The sequence below is a fragment of the Streptomyces sp. NPDC004732 genome (assembly GCF_040609235.1).
Taxonomy (GTDB): Bacteria; Actinomycetota; Actinomycetes; order Streptomycetales; family Streptomycetaceae; genus Streptomyces.
Genome location: NZ_JBEXJR010000004.1, coordinates 684,899 through 707,300 on the forward strand (window position 1 = coordinate 684,899; position 22,402 = coordinate 707,300).

General features: G+C 71.1%; 15 protein-coding genes. 11 read left to right on the plus strand and 4 right to left on the minus strand.

From position 1 onward, the window contains the following. Positions 1 to 124 precede the first annotated feature (124 nt). The 3 genes from ABZV77_RS15415 (at position 125) to ABZV77_RS15425 (ending at position 3,095) form a co-directional block, all read left to right on the plus strand. A complete protein-coding gene (locus ABZV77_RS15415; RefSeq protein WP_356255904.1) occupies positions 125 to 1,198 on the plus strand; it encodes a methyltransferase in 1,074 nt (357 codons plus the stop codon). Between the two features lie 47 nt (positions 1,199 to 1,245). Next, complete coding sequence (locus tag ABZV77_RS15420) at positions 1,246 to 1,605, plus strand: metalloregulator ArsR/SmtB family transcription factor (protein WP_356255907.1); 360 nt, start codon at positions 1,246 to 1,248, stop codon at positions 1,603 to 1,605. Between the two features lie 80 nt (positions 1,606 to 1,685). Continuing rightward, positions 1,686 to 3,095 carry an MFS transporter gene (locus ABZV77_RS15425; protein WP_356255909.1) on the plus strand — a complete coding sequence of 470 codons (1,410 nt, stop codon included), beginning with the start codon at positions 1,686 to 1,688 and terminating at the stop codon, positions 3,093 to 3,095. Here ABZV77_RS15425 and ABZV77_RS15430 read toward each other — a convergent pair. Next, complete coding sequence (locus tag ABZV77_RS15430) at positions 3,031 to 5,079, minus strand: hypothetical protein (RefSeq protein WP_356255912.1); 2,049 nt, start codon at positions 5,077 to 5,079, stop codon at positions 3,031 to 3,033. The two genes, ABZV77_RS15425 and ABZV77_RS15430, sit on opposite strands and share 65 nt — an antisense overlap. A 424-nt stretch (positions 5,080 to 5,503) precedes the next feature. On the opposite strand from ABZV77_RS15430, the gene ABZV77_RS15435 reads away from it, so the two are divergent. The 8 genes from ABZV77_RS15435 to ABZV77_RS15470 all read left to right on the plus strand — a co-directional run bounded on the left by ABZV77_RS15435 (position 5,504) and on the right by ABZV77_RS15470 (position 13,445). After that, positions 5,504 to 6,103 carry a hypothetical protein gene (locus tag ABZV77_RS15435; RefSeq protein ID WP_356255914.1) on the plus strand — a complete coding sequence of 200 codons (600 nt, stop codon included), beginning with the start codon at positions 5,504 to 5,506 and terminating at the stop codon, positions 6,101 to 6,103. 102 nt (positions 6,104 to 6,205) lie between these two features. Next, complete coding sequence (locus tag ABZV77_RS15440; RefSeq protein ID WP_356255916.1) at positions 6,206 to 6,616, plus strand: hypothetical protein; 411 nt, start codon at positions 6,206 to 6,208, stop codon at positions 6,614 to 6,616. A gap of 62 nt (positions 6,617 to 6,678) precedes the next feature. After that, a complete protein-coding gene (locus ABZV77_RS15445; RefSeq protein ID WP_356255919.1) occupies positions 6,679 to 7,548 on the plus strand; it encodes an alpha/beta hydrolase in 870 nt (289 codons plus the stop codon). 76 nt (positions 7,549 to 7,624) lie between these two features. Next, positions 7,625 to 9,079: an argininosuccinate synthase gene (gene argG / locus ABZV77_RS15450; RefSeq protein WP_356255922.1), complete on the plus strand. Its 1,455-nt coding sequence runs from the start codon at positions 7,625 to 7,627 to the stop codon at positions 9,077 to 9,079. Positions 9,080 to 9,374: 295 nt separating this feature from the next. After that, positions 9,375 to 10,538, plus strand: a complete 1,164-nt coding sequence (locus ABZV77_RS15455; protein ID WP_356255925.1) for an acyltransferase family protein — start codon at positions 9,375 to 9,377, stop codon at positions 10,536 to 10,538. Further along, positions 10,535 to 11,014: a GNAT family N-acetyltransferase gene (locus ABZV77_RS15460; RefSeq protein ID WP_356255928.1), complete on the plus strand. Its 480-nt coding sequence runs from the start codon at positions 10,535 to 10,537 to the stop codon at positions 11,012 to 11,014. The genes ABZV77_RS15455 and ABZV77_RS15460 overlap by 4 nt, the downstream gene beginning before the upstream one ends. 65 nt (positions 11,015 to 11,079) lie before the next feature. Next, complete coding sequence (locus ABZV77_RS15465) at positions 11,080 to 12,429, plus strand: hemolysin family protein (RefSeq protein WP_356255931.1); 1,350 nt, start codon at positions 11,080 to 11,082, stop codon at positions 12,427 to 12,429. Beyond that, complete coding sequence (locus ABZV77_RS15470; RefSeq protein WP_356255934.1) at positions 12,426 to 13,445, plus strand: hemolysin family protein; 1,020 nt, start codon at positions 12,426 to 12,428, stop codon at positions 13,443 to 13,445. Before ABZV77_RS15465 ends, ABZV77_RS15470 begins: the two co-directional genes overlap by 4 nt. Here the strand turns inward: ABZV77_RS15470 and ABZV77_RS15475 are convergent. Genes ABZV77_RS15475 through ABZV77_RS15485 form a run of 3 tightly spaced genes read right to left on the minus strand, consistent with a single transcriptional unit; the run spans position 13,442 to position 22,146 of the window. Continuing rightward, positions 13,442 to 14,290: a hypothetical protein gene (locus tag ABZV77_RS15475; protein ID WP_356255937.1), complete on the minus strand. Its 849-nt coding sequence runs from the start codon at positions 14,288 to 14,290 to the stop codon at positions 13,442 to 13,444. The genes ABZV77_RS15470 and ABZV77_RS15475 overlap by 4 nt on opposite strands. A 9-nt stretch (positions 14,291 to 14,299) precedes the next feature. Next, positions 14,300 to 18,448, minus strand: coding sequence for a hypothetical protein (locus ABZV77_RS15480; protein ID WP_356255940.1), 4,149 nt, complete (start codon positions 18,446 to 18,448; stop codon positions 14,300 to 14,302). 2 nt (positions 18,449 to 18,450) lie between these two features. Continuing rightward, positions 18,451 to 22,146, minus strand: a complete 3,696-nt coding sequence (locus ABZV77_RS15485; protein ID WP_356255943.1) for a hypothetical protein — start codon at positions 22,144 to 22,146, stop codon at positions 18,451 to 18,453. Between the last annotated feature and the right edge of the window lie 256 nt (positions 22,147 to 22,402).

The window sequence follows — 22,402 nt, forward strand, 5'->3', positions numbered from 1 at the left end:
AGCTTTACCCGGCGCGCCGGAGAGCGGAAGGCGGTGGCCCGTTCAGTACGGCGGTGCAGAGCCTTTCAGCCACAGGCGGAAGAGGGGGGTGGCGCGCGATCATCCCCGGGGTAGGCCCTCGGTCATGTTGCTGAACGGACCCTCCTCTTCCACCACCGACGCAGGTGCCACCACCGACGCAGGTTCCGCCTCCGGCGGGCGCGCCCCGGCCGTCGCGATGCTGCGCCTGCTCGGTGGCTTCCAGGTATCCCAGGCCCTGTACGTCATCGCCCGCGCGGGCGTGGCCGACCAACTGGCCGCAGGACCCAGGCCGGTTGCCGAGGCGGCCGAGGCCGCCGGTGTCCGCCCCGATCTGTTACGGCGGCTGATACGCACCCTCGCCGCTGAGCAGGTCTTCTCCTTCGACGCGGGCCAGGACACCGTCGGCCTCGGCCCACTGGGCCACACCCTGTGCGGCGACGCCGACGACTCGCTGCGCGATGTGGCCCTGATGTGGATGGACACCCACTACGGGCCCTTCGCGAGCCTCTGGTCCACCCTGCACGACGGAGTACCCGCCGCCGAACGTGAGTTGGGCAAGCCGCTCTTCGACTGGCTCGCGGAGGAGCAGGACCGGGTCGACGGCTTCAACGCCGCCATGGGCAACCTGCTCGCGCTCCGGCGCGACGCCCTCGACAGCCTCGACCTGCGCAAGGTGCACCACCTGGTCGACATCGGCGGCGCCGACGGCACGGCGCTCGCCGCGCTCGCCCGGCGGCACGAGTGGCTGTGGGGCACCGTCTTCGACCTGCCGCACGTCGTGACTGCTGCCGGGCCCGTGCTGCGCGATGCCGGGGTGTCCGACCGGATCGGCACCTGGGGCGGCGACTTCTTCGAGAGCGTGCCGCCGGGCGCGGACGCTTACCTGGCCTGCTTCATCCTCCACGACTGGAACGACGAGCAGTGCGCCACCGTACTGGACCGCATCCGTGAGGCTGCTGGAACCGGCGCCCGCCTCTTCCTGGTGGAGACCGTCCTGGGCGAGGGCGCGGCCCCGGAGGTCGCGACGCTGCTCGACCTCACGATGATGGGCATGGTGGAAGGCCGGGAACGCAGCCGTGCCGACTGGCAGTCCCTGCTGTCGGGTTCGGGGTTCCGCCTCGACCGCGTGGTGCAGACGGGCGGCCCCATGTGCGTGATCGAGGCGACCAGCTCCTAAAGGCTTCTCCGCCTGAGTGGGCGAGCGTACGGCCCTACGATGAGCCCATGCCGGAGCGCACGGAAACCTCACTTGCACACCATGGGCACCAGCGGAGTCCGGGCAGGGCGCAGTTGGAGACCGCCACGACCGTGTTCGCGCTGCTCGCCGACCCCACCCGGCTGCACCTGCTGTGGCTCCTTGCCGAGGGAGAGGCGGACGTCACCGAGCTGGCCTCGGAGAGCGAGGCGGCGCGACCGGCGGTGAGCCAGCATCTGGCCAAGCTCCGGCTCGCGGGTCTGGTGCAGGCCCGCAAGGACGGGCGCCGCATGGTGTATTCGCTGCGGGACGGTCATCTGCGACGGCTGGTCACCGAGGCGTTGAACCACGCGGATCACCAAGTGACCGGAGCGCCCTGGCACTCATAATTTCATGATGACGTGTGCGCAGATGTGCACACGTCATCTACCGTGAAGGTGTCCGGGCCACCGACCCAGGGGACGCCGTCATGCGCTCAGCGCTGGACAACCGCACCTATCGCCGCCTGTTCACCGCTCAGATCGTCGCCCTGATGGGGACGGGCCTGGCCACCGTGGCGCTGAGCCTCCTCGCGTACGACCTCGCGGGCGCGGACGCCTCCGCGGTCCTTGGCACCGCACTGGCGATCAAGATGGTCGCCTACGTGGGCCTCGCCCCGTTGATCAGCGCCTTCGCCGACCGCCTGCCCCGCCGCACCCTGTTGGCGACGATGGACGGCGTCCGGGCCGGTATCGCGCTCGTCCTGCCCTTCGTGAACCAGGTGTGGCAGGTGTACGTCCTCATCTTCCTGCTGCAGGCCGCCTCCGCCGTCTTCACACCGACCTTCCAGGCGACCATCCCGGAGATCCTGCCCGACGAGCGCGACTACCTGCGCGCCCTGTCCCTCTCCCGGCTCGCCTACGAACTGGAGAGCCTGCTCAGCCCGGCGCTGGCTGCCGCGCTGCTCGCGATGGTCACCTACAACTGGCTGTTCGCCGGGACGGCTCTCGGCTTCCTCGCGTCCGCGGCGCTGGTCCTTTCGGTCGTGCTGCCCGCGCCTCGACCGGTCGAGAAGGTCAGTGGCGGCAGCAGTGTCAGTGGCGTCAGCGGTGCCAGTGGTGTTCGTGCGAGAGCGACGTTCGGTGCTCGTCTCCACCTGGCCACGCCCCGGCTGCGCGCCCTGCTCGCCCTGGACCTCGTCGCGGCCGCCGCCGGATCCATGGTCATCGTCAACACGGTGGTGCTCGTCAGGGAACACCTGCATCGCGGGGCGGGCGCGGTGTCGCTGGCCCTGGGCGCGTTCGGGGCCGGTTCCATGGTGGCCGCCCTGGTCCTGCCGCGCGCCGTCGAGCGCTTCGGCGACCGCAAGGTCATGCTGCCCGCCGGGTTCGTGCTCGGTGCGGTCCTTGCCCTGCTCACCGCGGGCCTTGCGCACGGCACCACCTGGCCCTGGGGTGGGCTGCTGGCCGCCTGGGCGGCCCTCGGCGCGGGCTCGTCGATGGTCCTGACCCCGGTCGGCGGACTGATCCGCCGCTCGGCCGCGCCCGCCGATCTACCGGCCGCGTTCGCCGCCCAGTTCGCGCTGAGCCACGGCTGCTGGCTGCTCACCTATCCGCTTGCGGGATGGCTGGCCGCCACCGCGGGGATGACCACCGCGGCGGCGACGCTCACCGGCCTCGCGCTCGCCGCCGCGGCCGTGGCCGTGGCCGCGCTGCTGTGGCCGGTCCACGACCCGGCCCGCCTCGCCCACGTCCACACCACACTGCCCGCCGACGACCCGCACCTCGCCGACGCGCACGCGGGACCCCACGGCTGGCGGCACGCGCACGACTACGTCATCGACGTCCGCCACCCGAGCTGGCCTGCGCCGGGCCATGCCGCGGGTTCGCATCGGCGCTGACCTCGTCCAGGTCCTCGCCGTCCGCGAGGTGTGCCCGCACCGTCACCCGTGCGTCCTCGGGTGCCCGGGCGGCCAGGGTGCGGCCGCGCCGCTCCGTGTCGACGTCCCCGGTGACCATGATCCGGGTGACGTCGCGGCTGCCCGCGGCGAGGAGGTACCGGTGCCCTGAGCCCGCCGTCCACCGCGTGTCGGCCACGACGTGCTGGCCGAACCGGCTGCAGGCGGCGGTCGAGCGGGCCCGCCCGACGATCTTCGCCGGAGCCGTCGCGGCCTCGGCGGACGTGCGGAACTGGAGCAGGACGCTCCCTGGCCCGCGCCAGGTCGAGGCGCGCGTGCAGGACCACACGGCTCGGCCGCCGGCCTCGGGCAGGTCCTGTGCGGCGTAGTCCCAGTGGTTCACGGCCCGCACGCCGTTGCCGCGCAGCTCGGAGAGGCGGCACGCGCCCCGGGCCCAGCTCTGCAGTGCCGTGCCGCTGGTGGCCTCGCGCGGCTGGCGGGCCGGGGCGCCGGTGCCGGGCAGCGGGGTGTAGCTGAGGTGCGCGGGAGTGAGGTCGCCCAGGTCGGCGACGATGAAGGCGTGCTTCTCCACGATGCGGTTGGACGAGCGCAGTTGGAGTACGGGCATGCTGTCGCACGAACTCGCGGCCGAGGGGGCGTCGACGGCCGCGGTGAGGCCCTGACCGGATACGTCGAGCGGTTGGCCGGGGGAGTTGGGGCGCAGCAGGTCGCGCGTCCTTGCCTCCGCGATCCACGGAGCGGTGAGGTAGCGGATCCTGCCGTCCTTGCGGCTGACGGCGAGCGCCGCGGCCGTGGTCACGTCGGAGTCGTCGGCGCGCGAGAAGTCCAGGGACGCGGGCTCCGTCGGGGAGGCAGGCTCGACGTAGCGGACCACGCGCCTGCCGTCGTAGAAGAGCACGACCGCCTCGCCGCCCACGTCACCGGCGTAGAGCAACTGGGTTCCGCTGGGCGGCGGTTCGGTGGTCGTGGCCTGGGAGGCTCCGATGTGGGTGCCGGGCGGCGGTTCGGTCCACGCGGCGAGCGCGCGGGTGAGGAGGGTGCGGTCGTCGATGCGGGAACCGCGCGCCGGCCACGCGCTGAAGTCCACCCGCGAGGTGTCGGCCCACACGTCGGGCGAGGTGTGGAGCAACGCGTCGGCACTGATCGCCGAGCGCCCCGCGGCAGGCCGCGTCGGCTCGTTGCTCGAGAGGGGAACGGGGCCGACCGTCAGCAGCGCCGCGCAGCTGATCGAGGCGATTCCCGCCGCGCACCAGGCGAGCCGGATCCGGCGCCTGCGGCGCAGCAGATCGGTGGGCCTGGTCTGCACGGAACAGGCATCGAACTCCTGCGAACGCAGCAGCGTGCCCGCCGCCTCCCCGACCGACTCCTCGACGCGGCAGGCCGCCTGCAGCGCTGCCTCCGGATCGGATACGTCGGCCGCGGCCAGCAGTTCCACGACCTCGGAGTGCGGCAGGCCGTCCAGCCTGCACAGTACGAACGCCGCGCGGGCAGGCGCGGAGAGCTCCGAGAGGACCTGCGCCAGCGCGATCTCCTCCGCGCCGCCCGCGCGGGGGAACAGCCGCAGCCCCCAGACCACCGGGAGCGCCGGGCGCAGCGCACGGGGCGGCGGCAGACGGTTCGGCCACCCGCGCGGCCGCCGGTCGTGGGCCAGCGCCGCGCCCAGAACTCGCGCGGTCATCCACGCCGTGCCCGTCCTGGCGGGCTCCGTCTCCGGCGCCTCAGGCGCCCCCTCTCCCTTCCGCGGCAGTGGAACCCAGGCCTTCGTGTGCCGCACCCGGAAGCCGGGCAGGGCGCGTTGTACCAGGGAATGGGCGGCAAGAACGCGCCGGTGACGGCTGAGCTTGCCGGGAAGTATGAGGTAGGCGAGGCGTACGAGCCGCGTGTACTGGTCGACGATGACGGCCTCTGCATGGTCGAGGGCCACGGGTTCGAACGCCGAGGCCCGGCGCCGTTGCGATGTGCTCATCGGTCGAGAGACCTTCCGAAGGCTGACGACGTTGCGTCCTGACCTCCGTCAAACGAGTGAATCCTGCGTTGGTCACAGCCGAGGCGGGGCGGGGTCCGGCGCCAATGGCCGGACGGGGGCGCGCCGACAGCGTGACGCAGTGATCACTTCGCAGAAGCGCCCCTCCGCTGCGACTTGGCACGCGGGGCGGGCCTTGTCCCACCGGATGGACGCGTGGCTGCGCGCGCGGTGACTTCCCTGCGGTGTCACGCTGTTGCCGTTCGGTGACACCGGAGACGGAGCTGTGACGTGGGAGAGGGCAACGAGCCTGTGGGGTCGCGGGTCGTATGGAGCGTGGGATCAGGAGAGCGGTTTCTGACGCGCGGATGGTCCCGGACAAGCACGCCGACCGGATGAGTTGTTGGGGGAAACAATGGAGTTGAACATGCGTGTGAACAAGGGACTGCTCGCCGTGGGAGCCGCGCTGGCAGCGGCCGGAGTCGTCGCCGGAACCGTGCCGGCCGCGGCGGCCGGCACACCCCGCTTCCTGTCGCCGAGCGAACTGCCGCCGCACGCCTCGTCGGCCTGGACCGCCGGGCCCGTGACGGCAGGGCAGCCTGACCCGCTGCCGATGTGCGTCGGCGAAGCGCTGCCGTCGATCTCGGTGCACCGCGCCTACCGCACCGAGCTCGACACCAACGCACTCCAGGTGACCGTGGTCGAGCGCAGCGAGCAGCGGGCCAAGGACTTCGCCGCCCTGCTGCGCAAGGACCTCGACGGCTGCGCGAAGAAGGTGATGCAGGAGAACCCCGACATCACCGCGGAGCAGAAGTACTACGGCAAGGTGAACGCCGAGGAGGGCGCCCACGTCTACGGCGTCCACACGACCGCCACGTGGGGGGCCAACGACATCAACATGTTCTCGGTGGGCCGCGACGGCAACACGGTGACGCTCGTGCACTGGGGTCAGATGGGCAGTTTCGCGAACGCTCAGGTCGCCGACTTCAAGACCACGACGGCCACGGCAGTGAACAAGCTCTACTGATCCGACCTCGGCATTCCCGGCACGGGGTGGGACAATCGGCCGACCGGGGGAAGGCCGGGGGCCGATGTGGCGCCCGGCACCCGGTGGTGGGGAGGAACGACGGTGGTGGAGTGGCGGTACATCGCCAAGGGCGCAAGGGCCGTCCCTGAACCCATGGCCACGCCGTTCGTCTGGACGACGGCCTGTTCGGGCTCCCTGGTGCTGGTCATCGCGTTCGACCTGCTCGGCGCGCTCGACCGCACCGGCCTCGCTCTCGCGGCGCTGTCCGTGCTGGCAGCCCTGGTCGGCACGCTCGGCCGGTTCGTCGCGGCACCGGGCACGGCCCTGCTCTGCTGGGCCCTGCTCAACGTGTTCGCCGCCCACCCCACCGGGGAACTCTCCTGGGCCGGGCACCGGGACCCCGGCTGGGTGGCGTGCCTGCTGGCCGCCGCCCTCATCGGCACGGCGGCGGCCCGGGTGTGGTACGCCCGGGCCGCCTACCGCCGCATCACTCCGTTCGACGGGGCGGCCTGAGCCGACGAGTTCGTCGCCCGTCGCACCGATGAGTTTCCGGGACACGGCCGGTCTGCACGGACATGGAGACTCACACGCTCAAGACCGTCGGCGCGGACCTCGTTTATGACGTTCGTGGGCCGCTGCCGACCTCAGACGGACGCCCGCCGTTGTTCATGATCGGGCAGCCCATGGACGCCACCGGCTTCGCCGCGCTCGCCGCGCGCTTCCCCGAGCGGACCGTGGCCACCTACGACCCGCGCGGGCTCGGCCGCAGCACCCGTAAGGACGGGCGGGACGACCACACGCCGCAGATCCAGGCCGACGACGTGCACGCCGTCATCGAGGCACTCGGAGCCGGACCAGTCGAGATGTTCGCCAGCAGCGGCGGAGCGGTCACGGCCCTGGAGGTCGTGGCGAGGTATCCCGCGGACGTGACCACTCTGGTCGCGCACGAGCCGCCGCTCATCACCCTCATTCCGGACGGCCCGGCGGCCGTGCGGGCGCGGGACGGGGTCCGGGAGGTCTACGAGAAGCGGGGATGGGGGGCCGGGATGGCCGCGTTCATGGTCATGGCCGCGTGGCAGGGAGAGTTCACCGACGCGTACTTCGCACAGCCGGAGGCCGATCCCGCCGCGTTCGGGATGCCCACGCAGGACGACGGCTCACGTGGCGATCCGCTGCTGTCCGACCGGTCGTGGGCGGTGAGCGACTACCGGCCGGACAGCGGCGCGCTCGCCGCCGCGCCGACCCGCATCGTGATCGCCGTCGGTGAGGAGTCCGAAGGTGTGCCGACCGGACGCACCTCCGTCGCGACCGCCGCGCTGCTGGGACAGCGGGTGACCGTGTTCCCGAGCCATCACGGCGGTTTCCTTGACGGAGACTTCGGATATCCGGGGAAGCCGGACGAGTTCGCGCATCGACTGCGCGAGGTACTCGACGGCGCCTCGTAAGCCGACCGGACCGCGCCCCGCACCGTCCTGCGATGCCGTCTTTGCATGACCATGCGAGATGATGCATACTCTTCCTATGTCTAAGGTCCTCACCTCCCTCCCCGCCGGCGAGCGCGTCGGCATCGCCTTCTCGGGCGGTCTCGACACCTCCGTCGCGGTCGCGTGGATGCGCGACAAGGGCGCCGTCCCGTGCACCTACACCGCCGACATCGGGCAGTACGACGAGCCCGACATCGCCTCGGTGCCCGGCCGCGCCAAGGCCTACGGCGCGGAGATCGCGCGTCTGGTCGACTGCCGCGCCGCGCTGGTGGAAGAGGGCCTTGCCGCGCTGACCTGCGGGGCGTTCCACATCCGCTCCGGCGGACGCGCGTACTTCAACACCACGCCGCTCGGCCGCGCCGTCACCGGCACCCTCCTGGTCCGGGCGATGCTCGAGGACGACGTCCAGATCTGGGGCGACGGCTCGACCTTCAAGGGCAACGACATCGAGCGGTTCTACCGGTACGGCCTGCTGGCCAACCCGCAGCTGCGGATCTACAAGCCCTGGCTGGACGCGGACTTCGTCACCGAGCTCGGCGGCCGCAAGGAGATGTCGGAGTGGCTCCTCGCCCACGAGCTGCCGTACCGGGACAGCACCGAGAAGGCGTACTCCACCGACGCCAACATCTGGGGCGCGACGCATGAGGCCAAGATCCTCGAGCACCTGAACACGGGCGTCGAGACCGTCGAACCGATCATGGGTGTGAAGTTCTGGGACCCGTCGGTCGAGATCGCCACGGAGGACGTGACGATCGGCTTCGACCAGGGTCGCCCCGTCACCATCAACGGCAAGGAGTTCGCCTCCGCCGTCGACCTGGTGATGGAGGCCAACGCCATCGGCGGCCGCCACGGCATGGGCATGTCGGACCAGATCGAGAACCGGATCATCGAGGCCAAGAGCCGCGGCATCTACGAGGCGCCCGGCATGGCCCTCCTGCACGCCGCGTACGAGCGCCTCGTCAACGCGATCCACAACGAGGACACCCTCGCGCAGTACCACAACGAGGGCCGGCGCCTCGGTCGGCTGATGTACGAGGGCCGCTGGCTCGACCCGCAGGCCCTGATGGTGCGCGAGTCGCTGCAGCGCTGGGTGGGCGCGGCCATCACCGGCGAGGTGACGCTGCGGCTGCGGCGCGGCGAGGACTACTCGATCCTCGACACCACGGGACCTGCGTTCAGCTACCACCCGGACAAGCTGTCCATGGAGCGCACCGAGGACTCGGCGTTCGGCCCGGTGGACCGGATCGGCCAGCTCACCATGCGCAACCTCGACATCGCCGACTCCCGCGCCAAGCTGGAGCAGTACGCGGGCCTCGGCCTGATCGGCACCGCCAACCCGTCCATCGGGGCCGCACAGGCCGCCGCCACCGGCCTGATCGGCACCATGCCGGAGATGCCGGAGGGCGGCGCCGAGGCCATCGCCTCCCGCGGCCAGGTCTCCACCGAGGACGCGGCGCTGGACCGCGCCGCGATGGAGTTCGGCACGGACTGACCGTACGTACCCAGGACACAAGGGGCCGGTTCGACACCAGGAGGTGTCGAACCGGCCCCTGTCCGTTTCGGCGGCGCCTCTGATTCGTTGACGTCTCAGTGGGTACTCGGGTGCGGTCGACGTGTGTCGTCTGTCCTGTGTGGCGCCTGTCCCGTGTGGTGAGCCCCACGACCAGTGGGGTTTTACGCGACTGTAGAAGTATGGCTAAGGTGCCGGAGATGTTCTGCGACGGCGCATCACCCGCATTCATGGCAAGACGCGATTTCGCAGGCCCAGGTTCATTGTGGGAGGCATCTTGAGTGACACCTCACGGCCGACAGGCCGCCATGCGCTGGCGCTGCCTCCCCAACGGCCCGCACCGGCTCCTGCCACTGCCGCGAGCAGACCCCCGAAGACGGCTGGGACGGCGAAACCGGCCAAGCAGCGGGACTCGTTCTTCGACAACGCCAAGTGCCTGGCGATCGTCCTCGTCGCCATGGGGCACGCATGGGAACCGCTGCGCGGCGACAGCAGGGCCGCCGCCGCGCTCTACATCACCGTCTACACCTTCCACATGCCGGCGTTCATCGTCATCTCCGGCTACTTCTCCCGCAGCTTCGACGCGAGCCCGAACCGCATCAAACGCCTGGTCACGGGAATCGCCGTGCCCTACGTGGTCTTCGAAGTCGCGTACACCTTCTTCAAGCGGTGGGCGGGCGGCGACCCGGATTACCCCATCAGCCTGCTCGACCCCTGGTACCTGACTTGGTTCCTGGCCGCCCTGTTCATCTGGCGGCTCACGACACCCCTCTGGAAGATCGTCCGATGGCCGCTGCCGCTCGCGCTCGCCATCGCCGTCCTCGCGTCCGTGTCACCCGACATCGGTGACGACCTCGACCTGCAGCGCGTCCTGCAGTTCCTGCCCTTCTTCGTCCTCGGCCTCGTCCTGAAACCGGCCCACTTCCAGATGGTGCGCCGCCGGGAGGCGCGGATCCTGGCCCTGCCGGTCTTCGCCATGGCCCTCGCCTTCGCCTACTGGGCGGCCCCGCGCATGAACGCGGCGTGGTTCTACCGACGCGACAGCGCACAGGAACTGGCCGCGCCCGGCTGGTCCGGCGCCGTCATGACGATCGGGCTCTTCGGCTGCTCGCTGGTGCTCGTCGCCTGCTTCTTCGCCTGGGTGCCCGGACGCAGGCTGTGGTTCACGGCACTGGGCGCAGGCACGCTGTACGGCTACCTGCTGCACGGCTTCCTCGCCAAGGGATCCCGCTTCTGGGACTGGTACGACGCCGACTGGATCCACCGCCCGCTCGGCGAGATCACCGTGACCCTCCTCGCCGGAACCGTGATCACACTCCTGTGCACCCCACCGGTGCAGCGCATGTTCCGCTTCGCCATGGAGCCGAAGATGACCTGGGCCTTCAAACAGGACGCGGCCGCCCTCGCCAAGGGGCAGGGAAACGCGGAAAGAACCAAGTGACCCCGCCGGCCCGGCCTCCCGCCGTCCACTACGAGCGCGTCGTCGAGACGCTGCCTGCGGGACGCCGGGCCGTCACCATCCTGGACCCCGGCCACCGGCAGGTCGGCAGCCTCGAATACCAGGTCTGCCACCCCTGTCGGCTCGGGTACATCGGCAGCATCGCCGTCGCCGCCCACTGGCAGGGCCAGGGCCTCGGACGGCACGCCGTGCACACCGCCCTCGCCGCAGGCGTGGGGTACACCTGGTCCACGTCACGACAGTCGTCCGCGGGGCGCCGCTTCTTCGCCGCCATGGCGGACGAGACGGGGACCGCATTCCCTTCCGGCGGGACCCGCTGCCCGCACATGGACCCCCGCATGCGCCCCGGCCCCCTCACCGAGCCCTGGCACCGCATCGGGTGGCACGCGGCGCTCCGGCGGCGGAAAGTGATCAGGGAACCCGAGGCCGACCAGGACCGTTGTCCTGACACACCCTGAACGAGGAGCAGCGCATTGTCCGCCAGACCGACGGACCCCCCGCCCCCCTGCGCACCGACGCACCGATGAGCGCAGCACTCGGCCTGCTGGCCGTCTTCGTCCTCACCGCCGGCACCGGCTATTTCGTGGCGCAGGAATTCGCGTACGTCTCCGCGGACCGCCTGGCCCTGACCCGCGAGGCCGAAGCGGGCGACAAGCGCGCGGCCCGCGCCCTGCAGGTCCTCGAGCGGCTCTCCTTCATGCTGTCCGGCGCGCAGCTCGGCATCACCGTCACCGGCCTGGTCGTCGGCTTCATCGCGGAACCGTCCGTGTCCACGCTGGTCAGGCCCGCGCTCACCGGGATCGGCATCCCCGACGGCGCGGTCGGCGGAATCTCCGTCGTCCTCGCCTTCGTCCTGGCCACCGTCATCCAGATGGTGCTCGGCGAGCTGGCACCGAAGAACCTCGCGCTCGCCGTGCCCGAGCGCCTCGCCAAATCCCTGGCGGCCTCCACCCTCGCGTATCTCAAGGTGGTCGGACCGGTCGTGCGGATCTTCGACAGCGCCGCCAACCGGCTGCTGCGCCGCATCGGGATCGAACCCGTCGAGGAGCTGCACCACGGCGCGACGCTGGAGGAGCTGGGCCACCTCATCGGCGAGTCCCACGAGCAGGGCAAGCTCCCCAAGGACACCGCGGCCCTCCTCGACCACGCGCTCGAATTCTCCGACCGCACCCTCGACGAAGTCATGGTGCCGCGCGCCGACGCCGTCTTCGTCCGCAAGGAGGCGAGCGCGGCCGACACCATCGAGCTGATCGCCCGGCACGGCCACTCGAACTATCCCGTCCTCGGCGACCACCCCGACGACATCGGCGGCGTCCTCGGCATCCGTGAGCTGACCAGGCTGCCCGCCGGAAGCCTGGCCGACACGACGGCAGGCGCGGTCGCCCGACGCCCGCTGCTCCTGCCCGACACCCTCGAACTGCCCGACGCGGTCGAGCAGATGCGGCAGCGCGACGACGAGTTCGCCGTCGTCCTCGACGAGCACGGGGGCGTGGCGGGCATCGTGACGTACGAGGACATCGCCGAGGAACTGGTCGGCGACATCGCCGACGAGAGCGACACCGTCGTCGAGCTGGCCGTCCCCGACGGACGGGGCTGGCTGGTGGACGCGGGCCGCCGCCTCGACGAGGTCGCCGAGGCCACCGGCATCGAGCTGCCCGAGGAGGACGACTACGACACCGTCTCCGGATTCGTCGTAGACCGACTCGGCCGCTTCCCGTCCATCGGAGACAGACTCACCGTGCACCTGCCCGACGGGGACACCGTGGTGATCGACGTACGCACCCTGGAGAGGCACGTCGCCGAGCAGGTGCGCCTGGAACGGCTCCCCGAGGCCCTCCTCAACGGGTCGAACGACGAGGAGCCGAGCGCATGAGCTTCCCGATGGCGCTGTTCATCACGGTCCTGCTGCTGATCGGCAGCGGCTTCTTCGTGGCCGCCGAGTTCGCGCTCGTCGCCGCCAAACGGCACCGCATGGAGAAGGCCGCCTCCGACGGGCAGCGTGGCGCCAAGGCCGCACTCGCAGGCATGCGCGAGCTGTCCCTGATGCTCGCGGGCGCACAACTCGGCATCACCGTCTGCACCCTGGGCCTCGGCTCGATCTCCAAGCCCGCGATCTCCCACGAACTCGACCCGCTGCTGCACAAGTGGGGCCTGCCCAGCGGCCTCAGCTACGGCGTCTCATTCGCCTTCGCGATGCTCGTCGTCGTCTTCCTGCACATGGTCGTCGGCGAAATGGCACCCAAATCGTGGGCCATCGCCCACCCGGAGCGCTCGGCCATGCTCCTCTCGCCCGCCTTCCGCGCGGTGGTCAAGGTCGTACGACCGCTCATCGGACTCCTCAACAGGGTCAGCAACGCCCTGGTACGGCTCTGCCGAGTCACCCCGCGCGACGAGCTCGCCCCGGTACACAACCGCGAACAGCTCACCCACCTCGTCGAGGAGTCCGCGCGCCTCGGCCTGATCAGCGAGAACGACTCGGAGCTGATCACCAACTCCCTCACCGAACCGCACTCTCCTGTCGGCGACCTCCAGACACCGGCCGGACAGATCATCTCGGTCCCGGCCGCGGCGGGCATCGACGAGATCCTCACCACGGCCGCCGCACACGACCGCAGCCGCCTCCTCGTGTTCGAAGGCCCACTGGTCCTCGGCTCCGTGCACGCCCGCGACGCCCTGATCGCCCGCGCCCGCTGCCGCACGGAGGTCACCGCACGCGAACTGGCACGCCCCGTCCCGGAACTGGCCGCGAAGGACACCGTCGGCCACGCCATCGAACAACTACGCAGACACCGCGCCTCCCTCGCCGTCGTCAGCGACGACACCGGACGCCTCACCGGCATGGTCACCCTCGACGACCTGCTGGCCCGCCTGATGCACCCCCCGCGCTAGCTCGCCGTCGCACAGTCCTCCCGGGGCGGCGGCGGGGTCGTGTCGCCCGACTGCGCCTCCGACGTCGTCAGCACCCGCGCGGCCAGAGCGCACTCGATCTGTTTGACGGTGTGGAACGTGATCAGGTCCTCAGGACCCTGCTCGACCCGTGGCCCGCCCCCGACCAGCATGCCGACGAGCATGGCGCCGAACACCTTGTGCCCGTCGATCTCCGTGTCGATCGGCACGAACACCGGGGCTCCCGAGTCGCCCTGGTGCACGATGTTCACGCCCTCCTTGCCCGCGAGGACCAGGCCACCGGTGCACACATCCGGATGTTCCTCGTCGCAGGACTCGCCTCGGGTGAGGTGGTACACCTCGATGTCGCAGACCAACTTGGTCACCTTGCCGCTGACACACACCTTCTGCCCGACCACGGGACCGTCCGCCTTCCCGAGGACGCGGCGCGCGACGGGCGTGCTCGGCGTGCCGCCGTCCGTCCAGAGGGTCGGCGCGTACTCCTGCGGCTTGATGCGGGTGCCGCCGATCAGCGCGGCGTCCACCGTCTCGTTGTTGAACGACGCGAGGAACGTGCCGAACCGGAACTCTCCCGAGGTCGCCGCTGTCCCGGTCGGCGCGCAGTGTCCGGCGGTGGCCATGGCGCGCTTGCCGCCGTCCACCCTGCGCACGGCGAACCCCGACGAACAGGCGAACGTCCGACCGTCGTAGGTCACGCGGTACTCGGCGCCGCCACGGTGCGGCTGCGGGTCGTTGAACCTGCTCGCCGCGGCACCGGACGCGGGCGACGACCACGTCAGGACCAGCAGCAGGGCCATCAGGCCGTAGACGAAGGGCCGTCCTGTCATCTGGACCTCCTAGAGCTCGAAGTCGATCCGGCCGAGCACGCCGACGCTCAGCCCGAAGTAGTCGGCATGCACCGGACGCCGGGCCGCGGGCACCGCGGCGCCGTTCACGGTCAGGGTGTCCGTGGCGGTGTCCGCGTCGGTGCGATAGAGCTCGTACTCCTGGACGAGAAGCCGGTACGAGGTCAGCAACTGCACGGTCGGCACGGTGATGCCGCCGTCCCACACGAACGAGCCGCCGTCGGCCCGGCACGTCAGCTCCACCGGAGCACCCGCCTGCTTCCAGTCCATCTCGTCCGTCTGCAGGTTCGCCCGGCTCTGCAGGGTCACGACGACCCGGCGGCTCGCGGCCGCGGCGGCGACGCCGGTGCCGCTGAGCTCACCCAGTTCGTTGTACGTCGCCGGACCCGCCAGCCGGACGGTGAGCCGGTCGCCGTCGCGGCGACCGGTGACCGAGCGGGGCGGCACGAGCTGCGCGAACTCCGCGCGCTCCACCTTCGAGAGGTGCAGCGGATCGACCGAGTACGGCTGATAGCGGGCCAGGGCGAGGCGCACGTACGGGAAGTACGTGCTCTTGGCGACGGCCGCGCCGCCGAAGTCCACATCGATGTCGACGTACCACAGCCCCCGATCCGGGTGGAACGCCGGAGCGAAGGCCACCGCGTCGACCGCCACGGGCGCCGCGTCGGGGGACTCCGCGAGCCGCAGCCCGGTGAGACGCTTCGCCGCGTTCGGGAAGTGCGCGGCGGCGGGGCCCGGCAGGACCGTCGGATCGGCCCAGACGGGGTCCACGCCCCAGCGGGTTGCGACGGTGTCCGGCAGGACCGTGCCGCCCGGATCGAGCAGGACGGCCAGCATCTCGTCGTCCCCGGAGGAGAACCACGGCCGGTCCAGGTAGACGCGGAGACCTGCGGGGCGGCGGTGCCGGGTGACGGTGCGGCTCTGCTCGTCGACGGTCCGCTGCCAGCGGAAGGTCGGCACGACATAGGCCACCGCAGGCGGCTCGGGCCGACGCGAACTGGGCACGGGCAGGGGAGCGGCGGCCGGGCCGACCCGGGTGACGTTGGCCCGGTCCTGGGTGATGCTCGGGTGGAAGTACTCACGGAACCGGGTGACCGCGGTCGGGGTGTAGCGGACGTTGCGGTGCCTGGTGTCGCCGAACTCGTGGGCGCGGTCGACGCGTGCCTCGTCCGCGGTGTAGGCCAGGGTGATGTCTTCGAGGTGCGTGTGGCCGTCGATCCGGACCGGCTCGGGCCGGGTGACGTCGTCCAGCCACTCGCTCCAGTGCGCGTCCAGCTCGACGTGGCCGCTGCTCTCGGCGTGGCTGGTCAGCTTCCCCGTCAGCTGCGCCGCGGTCTGCTCGGCGGCGCGGTGCGGGGCCAGTTCGCCGAGCTCCGGGCGGAGCACCGGCTTCTCCACCGCGTGGACCAGGGTCAGTTCGACCCAGGGCGTCAGCATCCAGTTCTCGCCGTCGGCGCTCGCCCGCGTGACGAAGGCCTTGTCCGCGGCGGGCAGATCCGCCCAGAACTGCGAAGCGGTCAGCAGGCTCCACTGCCGCAGCAGCGGCAGCTTCCCCGCATCGACATAGCAACTCAGCCGGACCGTGGCGATCTCCCCCTTGGTGAGGAACACCTCAAGGACCCGCTCAAGCAGGCCGTCGTGCCAGCGGGGCTCTCTGTCGCCTTCCCTGACGCGCAGCTTGAACGGCTTGGCCTGCGGCCACGGACCGGGGAAGGGGATCTTGCGGTTCCCCGTGTCACCGGGCAGACCGCGCAGCATGACGCCCTCGGCCAGCACGTCCGGCAGATACGGCAGGATCAGCTGGTCGGCACTGTGCACCACGAACTCGCCCTGCTCCAGGCAGGCGCCGCGCCGGGGGAGGGGCAGCGGGGTGAGGGGCAGCGGGTCGTGCACGTTGTGCTTGGCGATGTGGATGTCGCCCTCGCGCAGCAGATCGTGCTCGCGGTAGGGCCACTCCGGGTCCCGCACCTTCGTGTCCAGGAAGGACCCGGCCTCGCGGGACGCGACGGCGACGTACTCCTCACGCGCTTCGTCGGGTTTGTCGGGGCCGAACGCGGCGTCGAACACGCCGTGTTCCTCGGCCATCTGCAGGGCGGTCTTCGGCGGCGCCACATGCCGCTCCGAGATCGGCTTGTACCGCCGGTCCAGATCGTCGACCTCCGAGTGCGCCGCATGGTCGGGTACGTCCGAGCGGTCCAGTGCGTACTCGTCGGTGGAGATCTCGCGGCCCTCGTCGGTGACGGTGCTGCGGATGACGAGGCGCTCGGTGGACTCGCCCTCGTTGAACGGCAGGAGCGGCATTACCACGGGCTGGGGGACCGGCTCCCAGCGGCCGTACGTGATCGCGTCGGAGTGGACCGCGTCCGGTGTGCTCGCCGTGTGGTCGAGTCCGTTGCCCGCCAGGTCGACGACCCTGGCGCGCATCCGGTACGTGCGGCCGAAGCGCAGCGCGGGCAGCGAGCCGGGCTCCGGGGAGAACTTGGTGTCCAGCGGCACGTCCGGCGACACGGGCGGATCCGGTGCCTTCGGCTGGTCGTCCAGGCCGATGGTCCGGCCGGGGCGCGGCGCCGCGAGACTCCAGCCGTGCCAGCCGAACACGGCCTGGTGCCCGTACAGCTGCCGGTCGTCGGCCGCGTCGACGGTGACGGCGCTCGCGCGCACCAGGCCCTCGTCCGGACGCACCTGGATCTCGACGGGCTGCTGCCCCGGACGACGGATGGTGTACCGGCCCTTGCGGCGCAGCAACGAACGCCACCGCGTGACCCGGCCGGTCGCCGGATCGACGACCCCGATGTCGACGCGGTAGCCCCGCAGCAGGTCCACGGCGGTCAGCACGGCCTCCTCCGCGTGGACCTGACGGCGCACGTCGGCGCCGATGAGCCCGGCGAGGTGCCGGTCGCGGTCGGTGTGCAGCAGGGTGATCCCGGCGCCGCGGGCCGCCGGGGTGCCGGTGCCCGACACCAGCTGGGCCACCGAATCCGTGCCCGACGGCAGCCGTCCACCGCTCCACAGGCCGTCCATCGAACGTGCGTAGTCGACGTGCTTGAGGGCCGCCCCGTCCACGTCGAGCTCGGTGAGGTGCCAGAGCGCGGGGTCGCCGAGGTCCAGCATCCGGTCGCTGATCACCCGGCTCTCCCCGGCGGCCGCCTCGAAGACGCTGCCCCGCGTGTACCGGATCTGCGTCCAAGGACACTTGCCCGGGGTGTTCAGATCGCCCGACTCGGGCAGCCGGTCGTCGAAGTGCACGCGGACCTTCGCCCCGTCCGCGACCCCGGCGGGCATCGCGAAGCTCAGGTCGAGCACGAGCCCGAACCGGCGCTGCAACTCCGGATAGTCGCCCAGCAGACCGCACGCCTCATGGAAGTCGATCCGGTGCGCAGGCTCCTCCGCGAGCCCGGGCGCGGAAGGCGCCTTGCCCCGGTCGTAGAACCTGGCCGCCTCGGCCAGCGGCAGCATCCTCTTGTTGTCGCCGTTGTACTCATCGCTCGTGCGGTCCATGAAGCGGGGTTCGTGACCGTCGTCGTCCGCCGTCGCACGGAGGCCGCGCGGCTGCAGCACGTCCTCCAGAACCGCGTACCCGTCCTTGAGATTGCGCCCCAGTTCGAGCACCGGATCCGAGATCATGTCGGTCACCCGGTACAGCGCGGGCAGCTCCCAGCCGCGGTGGTCCGTCGGCGGCTCCTCGCACAACAACCGCTCTTCCCGCGCCCATTCGGTACGCAGCCTGCTCTGCGTGGTGTACACCGCGACCGCCTCGTACAGCCCGGTGACCTCGTCGTGGACGCGCTTGCCCGGATAGGAACGCAGCGTGCGCTGCTCCTCGGCGGCGAGCGCGGTGGGCGGGCGCTGCGGGGGCCGTACGAAGGTGGAGTCGTCGAACAGGGTCCGCCACAGGGCGAGATCGGCGGCCGGATAGCGGCCCGTCGGCCGCAGGGTCGTGACGCGCGTGCCCGCCGGGCTGTCGAACTCCAGCCACAGCGAGGGAAGGAGCGCGGCGAGCCGCTCCGGCCACTTCGCGAAGTACGCGGACTGGCCGAGCGCGCCGATCCCGGTGAGGCTGGGGCTGACGAGCACGGACACACGTACTGTGTCCGCGTCGGCGACACCGTCGGGAAGCACGGTCCATCGGATGCTGTCCATGGTCAGGCCACCTCCGCGAACGCGGTGCAGTAGTCGAGGACCGGGTCGATCCGGGCGCCGGAGACCGGGTCGGGGTACGGGGACATCAGATCCACGAACGTGGGCGGGCTGATCTCGGGGCAGGGCGTGCCCGCGGCGAACGCGGCGGGTCCGGTGCCGCTGCCCGCGAATTTCTTCTCGCAGCTGATCGTCACCGACGTCTCGAAGAAGCCGATCTCGATGCTGATCGTCAGGGTGGCCCGGCCGATCGCGTAGCCGTCCTTGTAGCCCAACTCCATGTAGAGCTCGATGGAGGCGGAGACGATGCCGAGGACGTCGACCTCGCCGCGCGCCCGCAGATAGCCGACGAGGGTGACGCTGTTCTGTGCCAGGTCGAGGCGGAAGTAGATGCCCGCCATCACCGACAGGCTGCCGCTGGCCACCCCGAAGTTCATCGATACGGCGGCCCCGAACTCCAGGGCCGCGTCGAGGACAGCGATCTCCTTGGGGTTCAGGACGATCCCGAAGTAGCCGCCGCCGCCCAGCATCGACACCGTGAGCCGGAACGGCGCCTCACGGCGGCAGAAGGCGAACCCGGCCTGCAGCGGCGTGTCCCCGATGAAGGGGACCGACAGCGCGGCGTTGAGAGAGAGGTTCTCCAGGCTGAAGACGCCGACGGCCGCGTTCGGCAACTGCATCGAGTAGTTCGCGTGGATCCCCGAACCGTCGACCGTGATGGCCGGTGGATCGCTGAAGCCGTCGAGCGGAATGATGTTCCGCAAGGTCTGGACGAAGGCCAGGTTCCCCACGAAGTCGACGCCGCCGAACTTCACCTCGACGTCGGGCTTCTGCCCGGCGCGCATGCTGAACTTGATCTCGTCGAAGTGCAGCACGATCGCGTCGAAACCGGGCACCATGCGCAGGTCGAACTTGCCCAGCGTGCACGTGACGTCCGCGGCCTGCGGCACGTCGGGACGGAGCGAGCCGCGCAGATCGGTGACGAGCGTCAGCTTCCCCGTCGGCCAGAACACGGCGTCCTCGGGCACCGTCGGCGTCGGCTTGCCCGGGGTCCACGCCTTGATGTCGGGCTGCCACTGCAGCCGCGAATTGACCACGTCCGGCAGCTTGGCACCAAGGGCGGCGAGCTCGATCGCCTTCTTCAGGGCGAGGGCCTGACCGACCGCGCTGTCCCAGGTGGCGGCCACGTCGGCGATCCGCCCGAGCAGCTGCCGCACCCCGGCCTCGACCCCGGCGGGCAGCCCGATGCGCAGCGCCGCGAGAGCGTCGGCGAACGCATTGAAGGCGTTCTCGACCTCCTCGATGGTGGTCGGCTCCGGCGAGCCCTCCAACTGGCTGACGATGTAGTCCACGAGGACCTGCGCGAAGATCACCGCGGCATCGGTCGTACGAAGGACCAGGTCCACGGTCTCCGGGAATTGCTCCTCGACGGACGTGAGCAGATCACGCAGCCCACGGAGATCGCCGAGGAAGCCGGTGACCGCGTCGACCGTCGCGGTGAAGAAGTTCGGCGCCTTCAGGTTGTCTAGGCCGATCTCGCTCAGGATCTCGGTGAGCGGGAACATCCCGAACAGCTTGGCCCCGGCCAGCTCGCCGAAGTAGTCCAGCGGATTGAACCGGCCCTGGGCGAGCTTGGCCCACTTGTCGACGGGCGCGGCGCCCGCTGTCGTACCCACTGCCGCGCGCGTCGTCGCGGCTACGGGACCGGTGAGCCGGGAGAGCCCGGCGACGGGGAAGTTGGGCTGCGCGAGGGCGCCGGAGGTCTGCCCGGAGCCGCGGAACGTCAGATCGACGGGCGCGGCCAGCTCGACGAAGACCTGCCCCTTGTTCGCCTCGGTGAAGGCGTCCCGCACATACGGCTCGGGATAGAACACCGACTGCGTCCCATCGGCCCCGGAGCCGCCGAACTGGCTGAGCGCGGGGATCACGGCCCGCGCCCACCGCACGGTCGGCACGAACCGGGGGTGATCGGTGGGATCGAGCCCCAGGATGGAGTCCGTGGTCGCCGCGCCCCAGATCAGCTGCCCGGTGGACAGTGTCGTGTCGCCGGGCTTGCGGCTCGGCGCGTACGCGATCGACTGGCCCCGCACGTCCGCGACGGCCCGCCGGACCGCGGGATCGCTGAGGTCCGGCGGCTCCGGAGCCGGTTCGGTGACCAGGCTCCGGTAGTGGTCGACGATCGCCTGCACATCGGCCTTGTTCTCGTGCACCAGCTTGCCGACGAAGGCCATCGGAGTACGGAACTCCAGGAGCCGTCCCTCCAGGTCGGTCATGCTCACCTGGAACGGGAAGGGATCCTCGGTGGCGGACACGGGGAAGAAGGCGAGCTTCTCGTCGGGGTCACCGCCGATCGAGGAGAGCCCCGGGATCGTCTGCGGCTGCTGCAGGTCGGGCGTGACCAGGGTGAGCAGCCGGACGCTGGTGAACGGGAAGAGCCGGTGCAGTCGCTGCTGGTCGCTGTTGTCCTCCCGGCTTCCGTAGGTGCGCACCGGTTCGCGCACCATGATGAAGAACCGCTGGTTGAGATAGGCGGCACGGTCCGGGCGGGACTGGTCGAACTTGCGCTCGGTGACCTTGACCAGGTCCGCCAGATGCCCAAAGGGCCACAACCGGCCGCGGTACATGACACGTACGTAGTGATCGCGGCCCAGCGCGGCGCGGTGCCGCCACTGGGTGACGTCGAACCCGGTCGGGGGCCGGTCCCAGCGGCCGAAGGAGTCGAGCCAGCCGCCCATGGCCGACAGGACGAGGTTGTCGACGTCGAGCGGCGCGGGCGAGAAGCTGCCCGGCAGGTTCCGGTTGGAGCTCAGATGTACGACCGAGGACCGGTCCTTGCGGTCCAGCGCCATCCGGAACTCGTTGCCCCCTGCGGGCAGGGCGCGCGGGTCGGCCGGGTCGAAGCCGGGGTCACGGGTCCACACCGCCCGGGCGTGTCCGGTCGGCATCCTGGTGTGCCATAGCTCGACCCGGCCGTCGGGATCGGGCAGCGAGGCCGGATGGGTCCAGGTCGCCGTCTGGGGCGGGGAGAGGAGCAGCCGGTAGGGCAGCTCGATGCCGGTGCGGGGATGGGCGGGGTCGGCCAGGGGGTTCTCGGGGCCGGGTCCGGCGACGGCGTCCGGGCCGGATGCGGCCGGTGGCTGAGCCTGGAGCCCGGCATCGAGGAGGTGTGCGGCGAGGGGGCCGGTCGGCCCGTGCCGCGCGGTCAGCTCCGCCGCCGTCCGGGCCAGCCGCAGCGCCTGGAACACGTCGAGGGGTTGGTCGGCCACGGTGTGCGCGGGGCGGGCCGCCGGGGCCGGTTCCCGGGCGGCGTCCACGACATGGAGGGGCAGGGTCCGCATGGCGGTGAGGAGACCCGCTTCGGTGTACTCGATGACGACGTCGGCCGCGACGCTGAACACGAGAAGGCTGCGCCCGCCGATGCGGGAGGCGACGGGGGGCGGCTTGTGCGGCTCGCTGCCTGCCACCGGCGCCGCGGCGGTCTCCGGCAGGCCGGGGCTCACCTCCAAGAAGGCCTGCTCGACGACGTGCTGGGGGCCGAACGTGACCACCAGGAAGGCAGGTTCCCCGGGCTCCTTGCGCACGAGCCGCCGTGGGCCTAGAAGGGGGCGCTCCAGTCGCAGCCCCGGGAACGCGAAATGCAGGTCGACCAGGTCGGTCGCCCGTAGCAGCCGGTACGGCTCGGGCGGTGGGGGCGCGGCCATGTGACTCTCCCGTCACGCGAAACAGGAAACCCGAACGATGTGGCGCCGATCCTCAGAGGAACAGGCCTCGGACGTACTCCCTGTCCCCTCCCCGCACGATGGCTCCGGCCCAGGCTCTCGGACTCACCCGACGCCACGCGTGACGGATCCGCTCCACCACCCGAATGAGTGAAGAGGTCGGCTGAAAGTCTCTGGGGGCCCGCGGCGCTGTCCGAAAAGGTGGAATACCTGTAGGGGAGGGCGAGTTGGGGTCTAC